This window comes from Williamsia sp. z71, assembly GCF_059553375.1.
In genome coordinates, this window is record NZ_JCANWX010000004.1 from 151,672 (window position 1) to 171,511 (window position 19,840).

21 protein-coding genes and 1 pseudogene are annotated in these 19,840 nt (G+C 65.2%); 13 read left to right on the forward strand and 9 right to left on the reverse strand.

Going from position 1 to position 19,840, the window contains the following annotated elements; all coding sequences use genetic code 11:
• Positions 1-82 precede the first annotated feature (82 nt).
• The 9 genes from AC51GR_RS11385 to AC51GR_RS11425 all read left to right on the forward strand — a co-directional run bounded on the left by AC51GR_RS11385 (position 83) and on the right by AC51GR_RS11425 (position 6,783).
• Positions 83-970 (forward strand): hypothetical protein, encoded by an 888-nt coding sequence (locus tag AC51GR_RS11385; RefSeq protein WP_496324756.1) that lies wholly within the window; start codon positions 83-85, stop codon positions 968-970.
• Positions 967-2,202, forward strand: coding sequence for a fumarylacetoacetase (gene fahA / locus AC51GR_RS11390; RefSeq protein WP_496324757.1), 1,236 nt, complete (start codon positions 967-969; stop codon positions 2,200-2,202). The genes AC51GR_RS11385 and fahA overlap by 4 nt, the downstream gene beginning before the upstream one ends.
• 32 nt (positions 2,203-2,234) lie before the next feature.
• On the forward strand, positions 2,235-2,918 hold the full coding sequence (locus AC51GR_RS11395) for an IclR family transcriptional regulator (RefSeq protein ID WP_496324758.1): 684 nt from the start codon (positions 2,235-2,237) through the stop codon (positions 2,916-2,918).
• Positions 2,919-2,954: 36 nt separating this feature from the next.
• Positions 2,955-3,803 (forward strand): SDR family oxidoreductase, encoded by an 849-nt coding sequence (locus AC51GR_RS11400; protein WP_496324759.1) that lies wholly within the window; start codon positions 2,955-2,957, stop codon positions 3,801-3,803.
• Between the two features lie 40 nt (positions 3,804-3,843).
• Positions 3,844-4,278: an SRPBCC family protein gene (locus tag AC51GR_RS11405; protein ID WP_496324760.1), complete on the forward strand. Its 435-nt coding sequence runs from the start codon at positions 3,844-3,846 to the stop codon at positions 4,276-4,278.
• Between the two features lie 9 nt (positions 4,279-4,287).
• Entirely contained in the window at positions 4,288-4,794 is a 507-nt protein-coding gene (locus AC51GR_RS11410; protein WP_496324761.1) for a CinA family protein, read from the forward strand.
• 45 nt (positions 4,795-4,839) lie between these two features.
• Entirely contained in the window at positions 4,840-5,685 is an 846-nt protein-coding gene (nadE, locus tag AC51GR_RS11415; RefSeq protein WP_496324762.1) for an NAD(+) synthase, read from the forward strand.
• Between the two features lie 123 nt (positions 5,686-5,808).
• Positions 5,809-6,276, forward strand: a complete 468-nt coding sequence (locus tag AC51GR_RS11420; RefSeq protein WP_496324763.1) for an STAS domain-containing protein — start codon at positions 5,809-5,811, stop codon at positions 6,274-6,276.
• Between the two features lie 27 nt (positions 6,277-6,303).
• On the forward strand, positions 6,304-6,783 hold the full coding sequence (locus AC51GR_RS11425) for a hypothetical protein (RefSeq protein ID WP_496324764.1): 480 nt from the start codon (positions 6,304-6,306) through the stop codon (positions 6,781-6,783).
• Positions 6,784-6,786: 3 nt separating this feature from the next.
• Here AC51GR_RS11425 and fabG read toward each other — a convergent pair whose 3' ends face one another.
• From fabG to AC51GR_RS11445, 4 genes and pseudogenes are all read right to left on the reverse strand, one after another.
• Positions 6,787-7,515, reverse strand: a complete 729-nt coding sequence (gene fabG / locus AC51GR_RS11430; RefSeq protein ID WP_496324765.1) for a 3-oxoacyl-ACP reductase FabG — start codon at positions 7,513-7,515, stop codon at positions 6,787-6,789.
• A 250-nt stretch (positions 7,516-7,765) separates the two neighbouring features.
• A pseudogene (locus tag AC51GR_RS11435) lies at positions 7,766-7,879 on the reverse strand (CoA transferase); the annotation flags it as partial.
• Complete coding sequence (locus tag AC51GR_RS11440) at positions 7,876-9,054, reverse strand: acyl-CoA dehydrogenase family protein (protein WP_496324766.1); 1,179 nt, start codon at positions 9,052-9,054, stop codon at positions 7,876-7,878. The pseudogene AC51GR_RS11435 and the gene AC51GR_RS11440, both read right to left, overlap by 4 nt.
• Before the next feature lie 118 nt (positions 9,055-9,172).
• Positions 9,173-9,793 carry a TetR/AcrR family transcriptional regulator gene (locus tag AC51GR_RS11445; RefSeq protein ID WP_496324767.1) on the reverse strand — a complete coding sequence of 207 codons (621 nt, stop codon included), beginning with the start codon at positions 9,791-9,793 and terminating at the stop codon, positions 9,173-9,175.
• Positions 9,794-9,920: 127 nt separating this feature from the next.
• Here AC51GR_RS11445 and AC51GR_RS11450 point away from each other — a divergent pair, with 127 nt between their 5' ends.
• Both AC51GR_RS11450 and AC51GR_RS11455 read left to right on the forward strand, forming a co-directional pair.
• Positions 9,921-10,916, forward strand: coding sequence for an aromatic ring-hydroxylating dioxygenase subunit alpha (locus tag AC51GR_RS11450; RefSeq protein WP_496324768.1), 996 nt, complete (start codon positions 9,921-9,923; stop codon positions 10,914-10,916).
• A complete protein-coding gene (locus tag AC51GR_RS11455) occupies positions 10,913-12,004 on the forward strand; it encodes an NAD(P)H-dependent amine dehydrogenase family protein (protein WP_496324769.1) in 1,092 nt (363 codons plus the stop codon). The genes AC51GR_RS11450 and AC51GR_RS11455 overlap by 4 nt, the downstream gene beginning before the upstream one ends.
• Before the next feature lie 95 nt (positions 12,005-12,099).
• On the opposite strand, the gene AC51GR_RS11460 is transcribed toward AC51GR_RS11455, so the two are convergent.
• Positions 12,100-13,584 (reverse strand): aldehyde dehydrogenase family protein, encoded by a 1,485-nt coding sequence (locus tag AC51GR_RS11460; protein WP_496324770.1) that lies wholly within the window; start codon positions 13,582-13,584, stop codon positions 12,100-12,102.
• Positions 13,585-13,665: 81 nt separating this feature from the next.
• Positions 13,666-14,232 carry a nuclear transport factor 2 family protein gene (locus AC51GR_RS11465; RefSeq protein ID WP_496324771.1) on the reverse strand — a complete coding sequence of 189 codons (567 nt, stop codon included), beginning with the start codon at positions 14,230-14,232 and terminating at the stop codon, positions 13,666-13,668.
• A gap of 154 nt (positions 14,233-14,386) precedes the next feature.
• Between AC51GR_RS11465 and AC51GR_RS11470 the strand changes: the two genes are divergently transcribed.
• Entirely contained in the window at positions 14,387-15,019 is a 633-nt protein-coding gene (locus tag AC51GR_RS11470) for a TetR/AcrR family transcriptional regulator (RefSeq protein WP_496324772.1), read from the forward strand.
• Positions 15,020-15,028: 9 nt separating this feature from the next.
• Here AC51GR_RS11470 and AC51GR_RS11475 read toward each other — a convergent pair whose 3' ends face one another.
• The gene (locus tag AC51GR_RS11475; RefSeq protein ID WP_496324773.1) at positions 15,029-15,799 is read right to left on the reverse strand and encodes an SDR family NAD(P)-dependent oxidoreductase; all 771 of its coding nucleotides are present in this window, start codon (positions 15,797-15,799) and stop codon (positions 15,029-15,031) included.
• Between the two features lie 178 nt (positions 15,800-15,977).
• On the opposite strand from AC51GR_RS11475, the gene AC51GR_RS11480 reads away from it, so the two are divergent.
• Positions 15,978-17,162: a cytochrome P450 gene (locus AC51GR_RS11480; protein WP_496324774.1), complete on the forward strand. Its 1,185-nt coding sequence runs from the start codon at positions 15,978-15,980 to the stop codon at positions 17,160-17,162.
• Between the two features lie 29 nt (positions 17,163-17,191).
• Here the strand turns inward: AC51GR_RS11480 and AC51GR_RS11485 are convergent, their stop codons facing one another.
• Entirely contained in the window at positions 17,192-18,859 is a 1,668-nt protein-coding gene (locus AC51GR_RS11485) for a thiamine pyrophosphate-binding protein (RefSeq protein ID WP_496324775.1), read from the reverse strand.
• Positions 18,856-19,671 carry a cyclase family protein gene (locus AC51GR_RS11490; RefSeq protein WP_496324776.1) on the reverse strand — a complete coding sequence of 272 codons (816 nt, stop codon included), beginning with the start codon at positions 19,669-19,671 and terminating at the stop codon, positions 18,856-18,858. Before AC51GR_RS11490 ends, AC51GR_RS11485 begins: the two co-directional genes overlap by 4 nt.
• Between the last annotated feature and the right edge of the window lie 169 nt (positions 19,672-19,840).

Genomic DNA, 19,840 nt, shown 5'->3' on the forward strand with positions numbered 1-19,840 from the left:
CGAACACCACCCCTACGGTGACGATGTCCGTATATCGGATATCTATGTTCGCTATTTGGGGATGTGCGCTACGGTACAAGCCATGTCAACATCCAGCACAGCTACCCCTGGCCCGAACCAAGGTGTGCCCGCGGAGTGGGCAGGACTCATCGACGACGCCGCGATCTTTCCGCCCGGCAACAGTCCACTGTCCGGCGCGGTGACCGCTTTTCACGCGCGTCGCCGCGAACAGTGGTATGCGCCATTGGTTTCGAGCTTCGTGGTCTCCGCGGCCGCAGTCGCGGAGATCGATTCGCCCACGGAGCTACCGGTATCGCTGGTCGTCGCCGGTGGACCCGACGCCCTGCACAACGCACTCGCCACCGCGCGCACGGTGAACGTGAGGGTCGTCGCGGTCGAGGTTGCCCTCCGCGACACCGCAGACCTGCCCGGCGCCGTGCGACGAGCCGCCGCCGTGCGCGACATCGCACAGGCCGGTGGCCTCCTGAACTCCGGCACCCCGGTCTACGTCGAATTACCACAGACCGAGGCCACCGGCGGCTGGCTCGACGCAGTGGACGTCGCCGGCGAGCGCGGTTTGCTGCTGAAGTTCCGAACCGGTGGCGTCACCGCCGACCTGTTTCCCTCTCCGCAGACGCTGGCCTCGTGGATCGCCGCCGCCGTGAACCGCAACGTGGCATTCAAATGCACTGCAGGCCTGCACAAGGCAGTGCGACACAACGCCGACGACGGTTTCGTCCATCACGGATTCCTGAACGTCATGGCAGCAACGGATGCCGCGTCCGGCGGCGCGGACAGCGCAGAGATCACCGCCCTGCTCGCCGAAGAGAACTCGGCCGCACTGGCCCAGCGCATCGCGTCCATCGATGTCCCGGCCGTACGACGCCGGTTCGTCTCACACGGAAGCTGCAGTGTGACCGAACCCCTGGAAGATCTCCTCACTCTCGAACTGCTGGAAGGACCACAATGAGCAACACCACCACCTGGGTCGACGGAGCCGCCGGTTCACTGTTCGACGTCGACAACCTCCCCTACGGGATCTTCGATCACACCGCGAACCCGGGAGCTCGTCGCGTCGGTGTCCGCATCGGCGACCACGTCCTCGATGTCGCGCCGGTGGCCGCCGACGCGGGTCTCGATGTCGCGGCGGCGTTCGATGCGGCCACACTCAATCCGTTCATGTCACTGGGCAAGGATTCCTGGGATGCGGTGCGGGCCTGGCTGATCGAACAGCTGACCAACATCGAACGCCGCGACGTGGTGGTCCCACATCTGGTGCCACTGGCAGATGTGACGATGCACATGCCGTTCGAGGTCGGCGACTACGTCGACTTCTACGCCTCGGCGGACCATGCCTCGAACGTCGGCAAGATCTTCCGTCCCGACCAGGCGCCACTGCTCCCCAACTGGAAACATCTACCGGTCGGCTACCACGGCCGCGCCGGAACCGTGGTTCCCTCCGGCACGGATATTCAGCGCCCCAAGGGACAACGCAAACCCGCCGACGCGGCCGAGCCCGTCTTCGGCCCGAGTGCACGCCTCGACATCGAGGCCGAACTCGGATTCGTGGTGGGAACCGGCACCGCCCTCGGCGATCAGGTCGGTACCGCCGAGTTCGCCGAGCACACCTTCGGTGTTGTCGGACTCAACGACTGGTCGGCCCGTGACATCCAGGCCTGGGAATACGTTCCCCTGGGGCCGTTCCTCGGTAAATCCTTTGCCACCAGCATCTCTCACTGGGTCACGCCGCTGTCGGCGTTGGCCGCGGCCTGGTGTGAACTACCCGGACAGGACGGTTCCGAAGGCAATCCGAAGGTGCTCGACTACCTGGCTGTCGACGGGCCCGCCGGCCTGGACATCGATGTCGAGGTCGTCGTGAACGGCCATGTAGTCACCCGGCCGATCTACCGGTCGATGTACTGGGGTGCCGCGCAGATGCTTGCGCACATGACCGTCAACGGTGCGTCGATCCGCCCGGGTGACCTGTGGGGCTCGGGAACCATCTCGGGTGCAGAACCCGACCAGCGGGGCTCGTTCCTCGAACTCAGCTGGGGCTGGCGCAACCCGTTCCCGGTCGGCGACGACGAGCGCCTCGCACTCGAAGACGGCGACACGGTCACGTTGCGGTACACCGCGCAGGGAACGCTCGGTGGCCGGATCGCGCTCGGTGAAGTGACCGGCCGGATCATCGATGAGCGCTGACCGCGTCCGCGGCGTGGCCTAAGCTGCAGCGCATGCCCGCCGAAACCGCTCAGACCCTCGACCGTGGTCTGCGTGCCCTACGCACACTCGCCGCGCATCCCGGCGGGTTGACCATGTCGGCCCTGTCGGCGGAGCTGGGTATCAACCGCACCATCGTTCATCGCCTGATCAGCACGCTCGAGCAACACGCTCTGGTGCAGCGCCGGGCCGATGGTCGGCTCAGCGTCGGGCTGGGCGCACTGTCCCTGGCGACCGCGGTGACACCGGTGTTGCGTGATGCCGCAACACCGGTTCTCCGCGAACTCGCCGAGGATCTGGGCTGCACGACGCACCTCACCATCGCCGACGGTGGCGATGCCCTGGCGTTGGTGGTCGTCGAACCCACCTGGACCGACCTGCATGTCGGGTACCGGGTCGGTGCCCGCCACCCCCTCACCCAGGGAGCGGCAGGCAAGGCGATCCTGCTGGGCAGGAGCGAGTCCACCGAGGCCTACGTCGTCACCAGTGGTGAATTGCAGTCGGGCGCGCGCGGTCTGGCAGCGCCGGTCCTCGGTGTCGAGGGCCTCGAGGCCAGCGTCGGCATCATCACGGTCCGAGAACTCGACGCTGAGCAGGCCGGCCCTCGTGTCACCGCCGCCGCAGCGGCGGTGGCCGGGAGACTGACCGGCGCCAGGGACGAGGCGAGAGCCGCGACCGCGGAGGCCGTGCGCCGCTGATGTTTTAGCCACCGTTCGCGGGGTATTCCGCAGGCTATGAGCGAGCACCCTCCGCAGACCATTCCGTATCCCGGCAATACCGGCGATATGAAGGACAAGCCACACGATGAAATGGCGTCCTATGTCGGCCGGGGCCTCTTGGAAGGCAAAAAGGCCCTGATCACCGGCGGCGACTCCGGCATCGGCCGGGCAGTGGCCATCGCCTTTGCCAAAGAGGGCGCCGACGTCGCCATCGCCTATCTCTCGGAGACGAAGGACGCCGAACACACGCGGGCCAAGGTCCAAGAGGCCGGCCGCGATTGCCACCTTTTTCCCGGTGACCTCGCCGACCCCGCGCATTGCGCGGATGTGGTCACCCGCGCGGCCGACGAACTCGGGACCCTCGACATCGTCGTCAACAACGTTGCTTTCCAAGCGGTCGTCGAGGACTTCGCGGACCTCACGCCCGAGCAATGGCAGCGCACCTTCGACGTCAACATCCACAGCTACTTCCACGTGACGCAGGCAGCGCTCAAGTACCTCGATCCAGGGTCGGCCATCATCAACACCGCATCCATCAACGGGCTCCGTGGGAACAAGACACTGATCGACTATTCCGCCACCAAGGGTGCGGTCATCGCGCTCACCTACTCCCTCGCTCAGAGCCTCATCGAGCGCGGGATACGCGTGAATTGTGTTGCGCCGGGACCGGTATGGACTCCTCTCATCCCGGCGACGATGCCCGCCGACAAAGTCGAGGACTTCGGCAAGCAGGCACCCTACGGTCGTGCCGCGCAGCCCGACGAGATCGCACCGTCCTATGTGTTCTTCGCTTCGGAGACCATGTCGTCCTACTACTCTGGCGAAGTTCTGGCGCCCATCGGCGGCGAGACCCTGCCGGGCTGACCACACCCTCTCACCCCGCACCAACAGAACGAGGTTTTAAATGATCGAGGTCGAACGCACGACAACAGCCACCCCCGCTCAGGTCTGGTCCGTGTTATCCAACGGTTGGCTGTACAGCTCCTGGGTCGTCGGTGCGTCCCGGATCCGGAACGTCGACAAGGACTGGCCACAGACCGGATCGAAGGTCGCCCACTCGTTCGGGTTGTGGCCTGCGGTGATCGACGACGAGACGGAGGTCCGGGAGTCGTCGGCCGGTTATCTCGAGCTGTCGGCGCATGCGGGTCCGGTCGGAACCGCGCGCATTCGGCTCCACGTGGAGAAGGACGGCAACGGCTCGCGCGTCACGATGGACGAGACGGCCGAGTCCGCGCCCTTCCGCTGGATACCCGACAACGCACAACGACTGGTGGTCGCTCCTCGCCTGGAAGAGTGCTTGCGACGATTGACGCTGCTTGCCGAAAACGGTGCCCGCTGAGCTGAATCGATGACCATCGACCTGAACGACGCACTGTCCCAGGACAGAGTCGACACAATGACCGAAGAGCTCTCCGATCTGGCCTGCCGTCACGGTCTGCGGATCGCGATCGCCGAGTCCCTCACCGCCGGAAACCTCGCCGCGACCTTGGGCAAGGCACCCGCGTCGGGCGAATGGTTTCTGGGCGGCATCGTGGCCTACCACGCGCAGGTCAAACACTCGCTGCTGAAGGTCCCCGAGGGGCCGGTGGTGAGCAGGGAGTCGGCGATCGCCATGGCCCACACCACCGCGTCGTTGATGGGGGCCGACCTGACACTTGCCGTCACCGGTGAGGCCGGCCCGGAGACCCAGGAGGACGTGCCCCCGGGGACGGTGTGGTTCGGCGTCGCCGAACCCGGGCTCACCACGGCAGGACAGCACGTGTTCCCGGGCAGTCCACCCGAAATCCTGGCCGCGACAATCGAACACGCCCTGGAAGTACTTTTGCGGCACGCATATTCGATCGCCGCCATCTGAGCAATCAACTGCGCGGGGCTCGGGCCCCCTCGATCAGGAGTGAGCATGACCGGATTGTCCGAACGAATTCGTACGGAATTGCACGTCAGCCCGGAGATCGATCCCGCCACCGAGATCGAGCGGCGGGTCGAGTTCCTCGCTGACTACGCACGCGCCTCGGGAACGTCGGGTTTCGTCCTCGGAATCAGTGGCGGGCAGGACAGCACACTGGCCGGTCGGCTGAGCCAACTCGCGGTCGACCGGCTGACCTCGGCCGGCCACAAAGCAGAATTCGTCGGTGTCCGGTTGCCTTACGGGCGCCAATCCGACGAATCCGACGTGGACCTGGCACTCGATTTCATCAAGCCGTCCCGGACAGTGGCCCTGAACATCGCCGAGAGCACCGACGCCGCCGCGACAGCCGCGGCGCGCGCACTCGGGATCGAGCGGCTGACCGACTTCGTCCGAGGCAATGTCAAGGCCCGCGAGCGCATGGTCGCCCAGTACGCCATAGCCGGCGAGCTCGGGCTGCTGGTCGTCGGCACCGATCACGCCGCCGAAGGCGTGACCGGATTCTTCACCAAATACGGTGACGGTGGCAGCGACATCAATCCACTCGCCGGACTCACCAAAAGTCAAGGCGCACAGCTTCTCCAAGAACTGGGCGCGCCGGAGCGCACCTGGCGGAAGATCCCGACCGCCGACCTCGAGGACGACCGCCCGGCCCTCGCCGATGAAGAGGCCCTCGGTGTCACCTACGCCGATATCGACCGCTACCTACAGGGCCACGGCGTGCCCGACGAGGCCGCGCGGACCATCGAATCCGCCTACCTCCGCACCCGACACAAAAGGCATCTCGCGGTCACGCCGTTCGACGACTGGTGGCGCGGTCAGGGTTGCGAACAGGTGTGATGACTGACACCATGTAGGAAGGTTAAGGACTAGCCGCGTATTGCGTAGGCAGTCTGCCGGTCTGCCTACGCTCCCATCCATGGCGAGGGAGCGATCTTGTCCAGATGCGACGACACTTTTACGATGACACCGGACACGGTGTCTCCACCCCTGACGATCTCATCATCGCGGCAGGGGAACGCCACCATTCTGGCGGTGTGCGGCGACATCGATCTGTTGACGATCGACCTCTTCCGCCAGGCCATCGAAGGCGCGTTCCGTGAGCGGACCGCCAACCTCCTCATCGATCTGACGCAGACCACATTCCTGGCGTCTGCGGGCCTCAAAGCCCTCGAACGGGCCCGGGAGCGCGCGGAGACGACCGGTGCCATGTTCGCGGTGGTGACAGCACGTCCCTCGACAGCCCGCCCGATCATCGCCCTGCAGCTCGAACAGGTACTCGATCTACATTCCACCGTCGACGAGGTGGTCGAGTTGTGGAGTCGGCCCGACGTCCGATGGCCCGAGCCGAGCCCGCTCGAATCGTGGTGGGTCGAGGTGATGTCCAGAAAAGGACAGACCGGACGTTCCCGGCTCACCGACCATCGGTAACCGTCGGCTGGGGGTCTGGCACGGTTGATGTCGGTCGACGTGGGGTACTCCGCATCGGTGTCCGACACCGCTGGAGAGCCATCGCCCACCCACATACGCCCCGGCGGTGTCGATGACGACACCGTCGCCGCTGTCGGGAAATTGTCCGAAGCATTGGAATGCCTCGAACGCGCCCGCGGGCACCTCTACTCGTTCCACCAATTGATGGGCCACACCGACCTGCTGTTGGGTGACGCCACCGACGCCTTGCGCGCTGCCGGTCACGCCGAGATCGCCGACCGGCTCGGCGAAGAACTGGTCGGCCGAAACGTCATCGAGGGCCGGTGGACCTTCCAGATCGTCGAGGAGTTCGACGACACGTACTGGTCGGCCTTCCGCGACCATGAGCGCCGGGTGCGCGAAGAGCTCCAGAAGGGCAACCGCCACCTCTTCGAGGCCGAGATGAAGGAACGCCGCAGAACCCACGGCAGGCGGCACCACGAATCCCGACCCGGCGTCGGCGACTGACCCTCAGAGGTGGCGTCCGCCGGTCACCTCTGCCACCGTTCCGGTCATGTAGGACGACATCGACGAGGCGTAGAACAATGCCACCGAGGCGATCTCGTCCGGTTCACCGGCTCGTCCCATCGGGATCTCTGCCATCTTCGAGTCCCATGCCTTCTGCGGCATCGCCTCGGTCATGGCGGTGCGGATGAGTCCTGGCGCGATGACGTTGACCCGAACACCGAGGTGGGCGACCTCCTTGGCAGCGGCCTTGCTCAGTCCCACGATTCCGGCTTTGGCCGCGGAATAGTTCGTCTGCCCGAGCATTCCGACCTTGCCCGAGATCGACGACATGTTGATGATCGATCCGCCGCCATGTTCCCGCATGATGCCGGCGGCGAGCCGGGTTCCGTTCCAGCAGCCCTTGAGGTGGACGTCGATCACGTCGTCGAACTGCTGCTCGGTCATCTTGCGCATGGTGGCGTCGCGGGTGATGCCGGCGTTGTTGACCATCACATCGAGCGACCCGAAGGTGTCGGTCGCGGCGGCGAGCAGGGCGGCGACCTCCCCTGCGGACGTCACGTTGCAACGGACGCCGATCGCCTCGACCGGCAACGAGGCAGCCGCTTCCTCGGCCTTGGCCTCGTCGAGGTCCCCGATCACGATCCGGGCGCCGTTGTCGGCAAATGTACGGGCGATGGCCAGCCCTATCCCCTGGGCTCCTCCGGTGACGACGGCGGTGCGGTTGGCGAGCATGATGTCCTTTCTCAGTTGCGCTTTCTTGCGTGACGACGCGGCGCCATCGCGCCGCCTGGGGTGGCTATCCGGGTGGCCCGATCGCCGTGCCGCGGGCCGAGCAGGTCATCGGCGGCAGCACCGGACAGCCCTGCTTTGGCGGTGCTGCGACGCCTGGTGCCCGCGGTCACCTCCGCGTCACAGGCGGCCCGATTCTGCACCCCCGCGACATTGGTGGCACAGCGCGGATCATCTGCCAGTTCCGGCGCGGCCGTTCGACCTTGATCACCCGGGCACCGGGATCGGCGAGATTCCGGGTGGCCGGCGGCGCCGCCACCGCCTGCTCGACGGAGACCACGGTGTAGCCGTCGAGTGGCAACGTCATGACAGCTTCTTCTTCTCGGCCCGGATCAGACCCGCGCCGATGACCAGTTTCTGGATCTCGCTGGTCCCCTCATACAGCCGCAGCACCCGGACGTCCCGGTAGATCCGTTCCACCGGCACGTCCCGCATGTACCCGGCGCCGCCGTGGACCTGAACAGCCAGATCGGCCACCTTGCCGGCCATCTCGGTGCAGAACAGCTTGGCCGCCGAAGGCGCGATCCGGCGATCGGTCTCGGTCACCCAGGCCCGCGCGGCGTCGCGCACGATGGCACGTCCGGCCATCACCCCGGTGTACTGCTCCGCGAGCATTGCCTGCACCAACTGGAAATCGCCGATCGCGTTCCCACCCTGGGTGGCGGTCGCCGCATACGCAACCGACTCGTCGAGTGCCCGCTGGGCCTGGCCCACGGCCAGAGCCGCGATGTGCACCCGACCACGTGCGAGCGACGTCATCGCGGCGCGATACCCGACCTCGGCGTCTGACCCGACCAGCGCTTCGGGGCCCACCCGGACGCCGTTGAAATTCACCTCGGCGGTGGCCGCACCCTCTTGTCCCATCTTCGCGTCTTTCGGGCCGATCTCGACGCCGTCGGCGGTGGCCGGCACAAGGAAGACCGCGATGCCGTTGCCGGTCTCCGGCGCCGGTGAGGTGCGCGCAAAAACCACGAACAGATGCGCGTTCGGCGCGTTGGTGATGTAGCGCTTGCCCCCGTCGATGATCCACCCGTCGCCGTCGACCCGGGCCGTCGTTTTCAGGCCGGCCGGATTCGATCCCGCACCGGGTTCGGTCAGCGCGAAGGACGCGACGACGTCTCCGGAAGCCATACCCGGCAACCACTGTGCGCGTTGTTCATCGGTGCCGAACCCGACCAGCACCTGCCCGGCGATCCCGTTGTTGGTCCCGAACATCGACCGGAGCGACAACGAGGTGTAGCCCAGTTCCATCGCGAGTTCGACGTCTTGGATCAGGTTTAATCCCAGACCGCCCCAGTCCTGCGGTATCGCGTAACCGAACAAACCCATTTGCGCCACCTGAGTCCGCAGGTCCTCGGGGATCGTGTCGGTGTTCATGATCTCCAGCTCCCGCGGAATCACGCGCGTCCGCACGAACTGATTGACCTGCTTGAGGATGTCGGCGAAGACGTCGCCGGGTACGTCCGGATTGAGCGTGTCCATTCCCACACTATTGCGCCATTATCAGGCTCAGTCCAATACTCAATCTGCGCTTCTGTAATCCGTTATCGCGATAATCGACGAGGGGGTCGCCGCCGGGCGGCAGTCCTTCAGTCGCTGGTCACCGCGGCTGCAGGTAGGCGACGATCGCGTTGGTGATCCCGCGTCTGGCGAGGTCGAGGTCGGTATAGGTCCCGAGTTGCTTCTCCGAGACGATCCCGCGCATCGCGCCGGGGATGAACGCGGCCACCTCGGCAACCCGATCGGGATCGACATCCAGACCGGTAAAGGCCCGGCGACACGTGTCCAGCCACGCCTGGCCCCACGACTCGAATTCGGCTGCGGTGCGCGGATACAGGCGTTCGAGCTCGGCACGCTCACGCGGCAGCGCGGCCCGGAGGTTCTCGATCGCCCGGGAATCACCGACGGTCAGACCCTCGTACATGTTGTCGATGATGGCACCCACCCGGACCTGCAGTGCTGCGTCGATCGGCGCGCTGACCGGCAGATCACCCCGACGCTGCGCGATGCGTTGCAGAACCGCCGCCCACAGCCCGTCGATGTCACCGAACTGATATTTGACCGCACCCCAGGTCGCACCGATCTCCTTGGCGATCCGATTGCCCGACACCGCTGCCGGGTCGCCGGTCGCCAGCGTCCGTAAAGCGGTGTCCAGCATCGATTCCCGGGTGGCCAGACCACGCTTGTTACTGCGTCTGCCGACCACACCCGATTCGCTCACCCGGGCAACTCTATCTGCTGCCAGTACGGGAAACGAGTTTCAACGAACCCTCTGTTCTTTTTTCACAGACCCCACTACGATTCTGGACAGATCGAGTCGGGTCGCTCCCCGGACGAAGGGATGCCAGATGGCCAGAACTCCCCTGTCGATGAAACCCACCGGCTGGTTCCAGGTGGCCTGGGCTGCCGAGATCGCCGCCGGTCAGGTCCACCGGATGAAGTATTTCGACACCGAGATGATCGCGTGGCGGTCGTCCACCGGTGAGGTGACGGTGATGGACGCCTACTGCGAGCATCTCGGCGCGCACCTCGGTTACGGCGGACACGTCGAAGGCGATCGCATCGTCTGTCCATTCCACGGCTGGGAGTGGAACAGCGCGGGCCGCAACGTGTGCATCCCTTACGAGAAGCACCCGAACAAGGGCCGTCGCATCCGCACCTACCCGGTGGCAGAACTCAACGAGTCGATCTTCATCTGGCACGACGTCGATGGCGTCGCACCGTACTTCGAGGTACCCGATGTCCTCGCCGGGTTCGACGACAACCTCACGGCCGCAGACTATTACCCGTCATACCCGCAGGCAACACTGTTCCGGCCCGGGCTGGAATTGCATCCGCAGTACGTGATGGAAAACGGTGTGGACTTCGCACACTTCAAGTTCGTCCACAAGGTCCCGTTCATGCCCGACATCACCAGGCACGACTTCACCGAAGCCACCTCCTACGTGGACTTCACGATCGCGTTCGACGAGAACGCTTCGGCCGACGACATCAACAGCGGTGTGCAGGCGATCAACGCCGGACTCGGGGTCGCGGCGACCAAGAGCTGGGGCATGATCGACAACCGCACCCTCACGGCCGTGACACCGGTCGATGATCTCACCTCCGACATCCGCTTCAGCGTCTGGATCGGCCGACGTCCCGGCGATGATCGAGCCGAGATAACCTCCGGGGCAAAGTTTCTCGCCGATGCCGTGATCGAGCAATTTGTCGCCGACATCAACATCTGGTCGCATCAGCGCTACTCCGATCCGCCGGCCCTGTCCCGGGGCGAATACGAGGGCTTCACCCAATTGCGGCAATGGGCCACGCAGTTCTACCCGACGAAAGGACTTCACCGATGAGCACCACAGAGGCCGACCGCGTCCGAGTCTTCCAGGTGGCGACAGGCAACGTCGGCACCGAGATGATCAAACGCATCGGTAACCATCCGGATCTCGAACTGGTCGGATTGCACTGCTACACACCGGAGAAGATCGGTCGCGATGCCGGCGAACTCGCCGGACTCGACCCGGTCGGGGTGATCGCCACCGGCACCGTCGAGGAGATCATCGCCGCTCGGCCCGACGTGCTCACCTTCCACGGGGTCTTCCCCGACGAAGCCCTCTACGAGAAGATCCTCGAGGCGGGGATCAACATCGTCACGACCGCGGACTGGATCACCGGTCACCATCGCAACCAGAACCACCCGCACCCGTCGGGCCGAAAAGTGTCCGAAGTACTGCAAGACGCCTGCCTGCGTGGAGGTTCGACGTTCTACGGCACCGGGATGAACCCCGGCCTCAACCAGATACTCGCGGTGGCACACAGCGCCGACGTATCGGAGATCGAGAACGTCACCGTGATCGAATCGGTGGACGTCTCCTGTCACCACTCGGTCGACACCTGGAAGGAAGTCGGCTACGGAGCGCCGGTCGACGACTCGAGCATCCCCGGGTCCCTCGAGAAATACACCCGTGTATTCGCCGACAGCGTCCACCTGATGGCCGACTGCTTCGGTCTCGAACTCGACGACGTCACGTTCTCCTACGAACTCGGGGCCTGCACCAAGGACGTCGACCTGGGCTGGTACCAGCTGCCCAAGGGATCGTTGGGCGCCAACTACATCAAGTACCAGGGCATCGTCGACGGGACACCCCGCATCGAATCACATCTCGAATGGCAGATGACCCCGTACACCAGTCCGGCCTGGGACATCAAGGGCTGCTACATCACCCAGATCTCGGGCGACCCGAACATCTACAGCAAACACATGATCTTCCCCAAACCCGGTGTGAGACTCGATAATCCCGAAGACTTCGCGTCGATCGGCATGACCGTGACCGGACTTCCGGCACTCAACGCGATCAGAAGTGTCGTCGACGCCCGGCCCGGCATCCTCACCAGCGCCGACATGCCGCTGCGCGGCTTCGCCGGCCGCTTCAAACTCTGACCCGCAAACGAGCCACTTGTACGAAGACGAGCCACATATTTGTGGCTCGTCTTCGTATTTCGGGCTCGTTTGCGGGGGGGGTCGGCGGCACGGTCCTAGACGGGCTGACCGATGGTCTTGACCTCGAGGTACTCCTTGAAGCCGAAGTCGCCGTTGCGACGGCCCAGACCGCTCTGTTTGGTGCCACCGAACGGGCTGGTGATACCGAAGAACGACTTGCTGTTGACGGTGACGCTGCCGGTCCGCAACCGCTGGGCGATGCGGAGCGCCCGGTCGTTGTCGGCACTGCTGACCTCGCCGGACAGTCCGTAGATCGAGTTGTTGGCGATGGCGATCGCCTCGTCGTCGGTGTCGTACGGGATCACGGTCAGAACCGGACCGAAGATCTCCTCCTGGGCCACCTGCGAGTCGGGGTCGACGTCGGCGAGCAGAGTCGGTTCGACGTAGTAGCCGGTCGAGAGGTTCTCCGGGATTCCGCCGCCGATGACCACCCTGGCACCGGAATCGATACCCGACTTGATCAGACCGAGGACCTTGTTGCGCTGGGTCTCGCTGATCTGCGGCCCGTGCATGATGCCTTCCTGCCAGGGGTCGCCCATCGGGATGTTCTGCATCGTCGCGGCCAGGATCGCCAGGCCCTCTTCGTAACGGCTACGCGGCAACAGAATTCGGCTGGGCAGGATGCAGCTCTGACCCGACATGGCACAGGCCATCATCGCCGCCATCGGCAGGCAGGCGGTCAGATCGGCGTCATCGCAGACGATGTGGGCCGATTTGCCACCCAATTCCATCAATGACTTCTTCACCGTCGCGGCCCCGGCCGCCAGAATCGCCCGTCCGGTGGCCGTGGAACCGGTGAACGTGATCATGTCGACCCTGGGATCCGCCGACAACGCAGCACCCACCTCGTTGGCATTCGAGACCACCACGTTGAACACCCCGGCCGGGATGTCGGTCTCCTCGGCGACGATCCGGCCCAGCTCGCTACCCGACCACGGCGTCCACTGAGCGGGCTTGAGCACCACGGTGTTCCCGGCCATCAGCGGCGCCACGGTTTCGGCGATGTTGAGGTAAAAGGGCACGTTCCATGGCGTGATCGCACCGACGACACCGACGGGGTCGTAGTGGATCAGGTGCCGAGCCTGCCCCATCACCGTCTCGTGGACGCCAGTGTCTTCGAGATAGTTGAACGCTCGGCCGTACTCGGCCCAGTGCTTGACCTCGGCGATCGGGGAATCGACCTGACTGCTGGTCATGCTGATCGGGCAACCCACCTCGGTCACCACGATCCGGCGGATCCGTTCCTTGTTCCGCTCGAGGGCCTCGTGTAGCTGCGTGAGGCAGTGGTACCGGAACTCCACGTCGTGGGACCAATCGGTCTCGTCGAACGCCCGCCGCGCCGCACCGATGGCCCGCTCCATATCGGCGACGGTGCCGTCCGTCGCCTGCCCGGCCACCTGCTCGGAGCCCGGGTGGATCACGTCGAAGAGTGCGCCACTTGCGGTGTGCTGCAACTCCCCGTCGATCAGCATTCGTTGATCACCGGCAAGCAATCCGGTCTCGACTTGAACGTCTGTCATCGTTATCTCCTTGCAGCTGAGCGGATCCGGGAACCATGGCGCAGAGTTCGCATGGCAGCGTCGCCGGTTACGGTACTCCGATCACCACCGCGCGGGGGCCGGAATGTCCAACTTCAGCGGACGTTCATAGGAGAGGTCGCTACGGTCGCGCGTCCCGACGAGGTAACCCTTTTCGGTGAAGAAGGGCGACGTGAGGACCCGCGCATCACCGAGGAACATAGCTTCCACCGTCGATCGCCGAAGAGCGATGCGCCACTGTCCCTCTCGCCGCTCCAGCCGGTCGAGGTAACGACCGCTGATGAACTGGGCGGTCTTTCCGTCGCCACCGACCAGCACGACGAGCACATAGCTCTCGGCATGCGCGGTGTCACCATCGATCTCGCATGAGTGTGTCGTGATGTTGTGGGTGTGTACCTTCGACGTCTCGGCATGCACCTTGTTGGCCCAATCCCCGTAGTCGGGGCCTTGATTGGTCGCGTGACCATGCTCGTCAACAGCATCGTCGTGATAGGCGGCAGTGATCAGGTCGACATCATGGCGGTCGCAGCCACGAGCGTGCCGGGAGATGCAGTCCAGGATCTCGGTCCGGTCCTTGAGGTACCGAACATCGGCCTGCAACTGCTCCAGGGTGGTTTCGAGCGTCGACATATCTCTCCGTTTCGCAATGCTTCTCCGCCGGGGCGGACGTGCCCGGTGGCGCTCGGCCCCCAAATGCCTGCGACCAAGCCCACAGCCACTATACGGTCGTACAGCGAGCCGGGGGTGCGAAAATGAACAAGACTACGAAGTGAGGTACGTGAACATGCCACCATCGGCTCGGCGCGTGGGCGCAGAAACATCGAAGACCAGGGACGTCATCCTCGACACCGTCGAGAAGATCATGGTCACCGACGGTTATCCGAGCGTCACGTACCGGGTGCTGGCAGCGAAGGCCGGCGTCACACCGAGCCTCGTCCAGTACTACTTCCCCACCCTGGACGACATTTTTCTGGCCGCGATTCGTCGTCGCACCGATCAGAATGCCCAGCGACTGACCGAGGCCCTCGACGCCCGGCCCGACCAGCCACTGCACGTCCTGTGGGAGTTCAGCTGGGCCGAAGCCAAGGGCGCGCTGGTCACCGAGTTCATGGCACTGGGGAACCACCGGGCAAAGATCGGCGCCGAGATCGCGCAGGTCACCGCACGGATAAGACAAATACAGCTCGACACCCTGGCGGCGATCTCCGCGACCACCGGCACCGCCGACTTCCCGCTCACCCCCGGCGGCCTGGTGGTCCTGATCTCCGGCATCCCGAAGCTGCTGAATCTGGAAAAGGGCGCCGGGATCACCAGTGCCCACGAGGAGGTGGTGGCGTCGTTCGAGACATTGCTCGACGCGCTCGAACCGCCGACGTCGCCGCGGCCCCGGAAACGGCCGGTGCGCAACCGAGGCTGACCGGCGTCCCTAGACGCCCGCAGGCCCGGGCGCGCCGTGCATGTACAGCGTCTGACCTGAGCAGAAGCTGGCCGCGTCGGAGGCGAAAAACAAGACGCCGTAACCGATTTCGTCGGGTTCACCCAGCCGGCCGAGACCATTGGACCCGGCGACCGAATCGGGCTCCAGGTTGTATCGCGCCAGTTCGTCGGTCAGCGTCGGAGCCCGGACCGCGCCGACCGCGATCGCGTTGACGCGAATACCCTTGCTCGCCCATGCGGCGGCCATGGAACCGGTCAGGTTGTTGACCGCGGCCTTTGCCGCCGCATACGGGGCTGCCTGGGGCATCGACAGCAAACTCGCTCCCGACGAGATATTGACGATCGCCCCCTTGCCCCGTTCGAGCATGTGGACCGACACCGCCCGCGACAGGTTCCAGACGCTGCCGAGGTTGAGGGCGAAGACGTCACCGAACTCCTCCTCGGTCCATCGCTTGATCGACTTCGTCTCGGCGCCCCCGGCGCTGTTGACCAGGATGTCCACCCGGCCGAACTCCGCGACCGTCCGGTCTACGAGCTCTTGGCATCCGGCGGCGGTACTGACATCGGCCGGTACGGCCAGAGCCCGGCGCCCCAGCGCGTCGATCTCCTTCGCGGTGGACTCCAGGGGGTCGCGGCGACGGCCGGCGAGCACGACGTCGGCGCCGTGTTCGGCAAGGACGAGCGCTGTACCGCGCCCGATACCGGTGCCACCACCGGTCACCAACGCCACCCGCCCGTCGAGCGAGAACCGATCATTCATCTTCGGGCTCCTTCATTCGTCGTGCTGCCATGCCGAGAAGCCGACAGCCGAAATTGCACGCGCTCCAGTCGAATTCGGCCATGAAAGGCCCGGCTCCGGCGAAGTACGACCGTTCGCTGTACGAGCGTATAGCAGTTGATCTATGCTCGCTCACGAAACCCGAATCAAGGAGTGTTTCGTGAGCGATGTGTATTACGACCCGTGGGACGTCGAGATCGACATGGATCCGTACCCGACCTATCGGCGACTACGCGACGAGGCGCCGCTCTACCACAACCAACGACACGACTTCTGGGGCCTGAGCCGCTACGCCGACATCGACGCCGCGTTGCGGGATCCGCAGCGGTTCAGTTCCGCAAAGGGCGACATCCTCGAAGTCGTCAAAGCCGACCCGGTGATGCCGCCCGGTGTGTTCATCAACGAAGACCCACCGCTGCACACCATCCATCGCAAGATCGTGGGCCGCGCCTTCACACCTCGCAAGATGAAGATGATCGAAGACAAGGTCCGGGCATTCTGCAACGCCTGCCTCGATCCGCTGATCGGCGCCGACCGGTTCGACTTCGTTCTCGACCTGGGCACCGAGCTCCCGATGCGGACCATCGGCATGCTCGTCGGTATCCCCGATGCGGACCAGCCGAGCGTGCGCGCCGAGGCAAATCGAGTGTTGCGCAACAAACCCGGCGAACCACTGCCGGTGAGAAAAGATCACTACTTCGACGGAGACATGTTCACCGACTACGTCGACTGGCGGATCAAGAACCCCTCCGACGACCTCATCACCGAACTGCTCAGCGTGGAGTTCGACGACGACACCGGTACCACCCGCCATTTACGGAAGGACGAGCTCCTGATCTTCTTGGCGGTCATCGCCGGAGCCGGTGTCGAGACCACCGGCCGACTGTTCGGCTGGATGGGCAAGGTGCTGGCCGAGCACCCCGATCAGCGCAAGGAACTCGCGCAGGACCACTCACTCATCCCCGGTGCCATCGACGAACTCCTGCGGTTCGAGCCGCCCGGACCTCACGTCGCACGATACGTCACCGAAGATGTTGAACTGCACGGACAGACGGTTCCGGCCGGCAGCGCCCTGCTGCTCATGCTGGCCTCGGCCAACCGCGACGAACGCGCCTTCGAGCACCCCGATCGCTTCGACATCCACCGCCAACCCGGCTCGCTCCTCAGTTTCGCCAAGGGCGCGCATTTCTGCCTCGGCGCCCCACTCGCCCGTCTCGAGGGCCGGGTTGCACTCGAAGAGGTCCTGAACCGGTTCCCGGAGTGGGACATCGACCTTGCGCAAGCTCGACGAGCCCGCAGTTCCACCGTGCGCGGCTGGGATTCGATGCCGGCAATCATCGGCTGACGCCGGTAGCGGGTTCGTGCGACGTGATGTCAGTGCCCCGCGAACGCCTCTGCCAGCCACCAGGACCCGCCGTCACCTACGACCTTCGCGTCGATCACCAGCGGCCGGGCCGCGCCGGCCGCTCGATAGCCCTCGACCCAGGTGCGTACGCCGTCCAGGTCGTCGAGCGTACGCACGGTGATCCCATCCGCGCCGAAACCCCGTGCGATGGCGGCAATATCGGTCTCCGGGAAGGTCACCGCCCCATGGTCCGCGTCAGCGAAGTGGTGCACCTCCGCACCGTAGGCGGAGTCGTTGTAGACGATCGCGACCAACGGCAGGCGCAGGCGTACCGCGGTGTCGATCTCGGAGATGCCCATCAGGAATCCACCGTCGCCGGCACCGAGGACGCCGAGCCGATCGGGTTGCGCGATCCCCGCACCGATTGCGGTGTACAGCCCCAGTCCGATCGATTGGTATGCCTGGGTGAAACAGAATCCGTTGTGGTCCGGAACCGAGAGGTGGGTCGACGGATAACCCATGAAGTTGCCCGAATCAATTGACACGATCCGTTCCGCCGGCAGGATCCGGTCGAGCGCGATGGTCAGCGCACGCGAGTCGATGCGATTGGCACCGGACGTGTCGTCGACCGGAACATCCTGCCAGCGTGACGATTCCGCAATCCTCGCTCTGACACGAGCAGTCCGGTACCGGGTCGCACCTTCCGGTTCCACACCCCACAGTTCCGCAAGAACGTCGGTGGCGGTGAGGGCACAGTCGCCGATCACCCCGGCATCGACGGGACGGTGCGCGCCGATCGCATCGACGTCGTCGTCGACCTGGAAGACAGTGGCCTGCGGTCCGATCAATCGACCGTGCCGCATCGTCCACATGTTGAGGGCACACCCCCAGCCGACGATCAGGTCGGCGCCTGAGATCAATTCGGCGGTGGTGGGTGACGAGAACCCACCGGAGATGCCGAGGGAGAACGCATCGCCGGCGAAGAGTCCGTTGGCAACCGCCGAGGTGGCAACCAAAGCCCCACTTGCCGAGGCGAGTTCGGCGATCCGGGGACCGGCGTCGCGGCCACCGCGCCCCGCAACGAACACCGGCCGTTTCGAGCCGCGAATGGCGTCGACGAGCCGGGTGACCGCATCGGTGTCGGGCCGCACCCGTGACTGATCGACCGTGATCTCGATCGGTCCGTCGACGGTGGCCCGCTCGGCCGCGACGTCGGTGGAGACGTTGAGGACCACCGTGCGCCGCCGGGCGACGGCCGTCCGGTAGGCGCGCGTGACGTCGGCGACGACGGTCTGCGCCGAGTACACCCGATCGCTGATCGCGCCGACGCTGGTGACCAGCGCGTCCTGGTCGATACGGAAATTCGAGCGCAGTGCCGCCGCGGGACTGTCCGCGGTCAGGACGATCATCGGGGTACGACTCTTGGCCGCCTCGGTGATACCGGTCATCGCGTTGGTGAGGCCGCATCCCTGATGCAGGGAGACCACTCCCACGCGCGACGACATCCGCGAGTACGCATCGGCCATCGTCGCCGCGCCACCCTCGTGACGAGCCGCGGTGAACGGGACGCCCCCCGCCCGAAGCGCATTGGTCATCACGAAGTTTCCGCTACCGACCACGCCGAACACGTGCCCGACACCGAGGTCGGCCAGGGCATGTCCGACGACGTCGGCAACAGTGGGACCGTATGTGCTCACGCACCCGCTCCGTCTGCGCCCGATCCGGCGACGACGGCCAGGACCCGGGACGGGCTGCCGGTCCCACCGACGATCGGCAGCGGGCTCACCACGAGCACCGCGCCGGTGGCGGGGAGACGACCCAGGTTACGTAGTGAGGTGATGCCGTACTTGTCGTTGCCCAGGAAATAGTTGTGAACCGGGAATGCGGGGTCGAAACCGCCGGCGAGACCGGCGTCGACCCCGACGGTCTCCACGCCGAGGCCGGTGATCTCCCGTTCGGTGGCCAGCCAGCGCGCGCAGTCGACCGCCACGCCCGGTGTGTGGGAACCGGTGTCGTCGGCATTGAGGAACTCGGCCTGCGAACCACCCCGCGACTCCCAGCCGGTGCGCAGCAGCAACCACGTCCCCGCCGTCAGCGGCCCGTTGGCGGTTTCCCACTCCTCGACGTCGGCGATGCTCAGAAGGTAGTCGGGGTCATCTGCGACCTTCGTGGACAGGTCGAGGACGGCGGCCGGACCGATCAGTCGTTGCACCGGGATCTGCGAGACGTCATCGCCGTCGCGACCGGTGATCCAATGCACCGGCGCGTCGAGGTGGGTGCCGATGTGCTCGCCGGTGTGGATGTTGTTGTGACGCCAGTACGGTCCGGGCTCGTTGTAGGCGCTGACTTCTTCGAGACTGAAGTCGATGAGGTTCGCGAACGGTTCGGGCAGGCGCAACGCGGGAGTCGAACTGCTCAGCGGCGTGGTCAGATCGATGACCTCGAGGCTGCCGGTCAGGATGCCGTCGAGAAAATTCGACAGGGCGGTGGTGGTATCGGGGACGGTCATCAGAGCACCTCGGTTCTTCCGTGTTGGCTATGCCTTTCACGGTAGTCCGGCACCGGCCACTTCAGGATGGACGGTCCCGAAAGAGAGTCTCCATTTCCGCCTGCGCCGCATCGTTGCTGTGCTATACACATACCGATTGCTGTACATACGTACAGCAGCGACAGGAGGT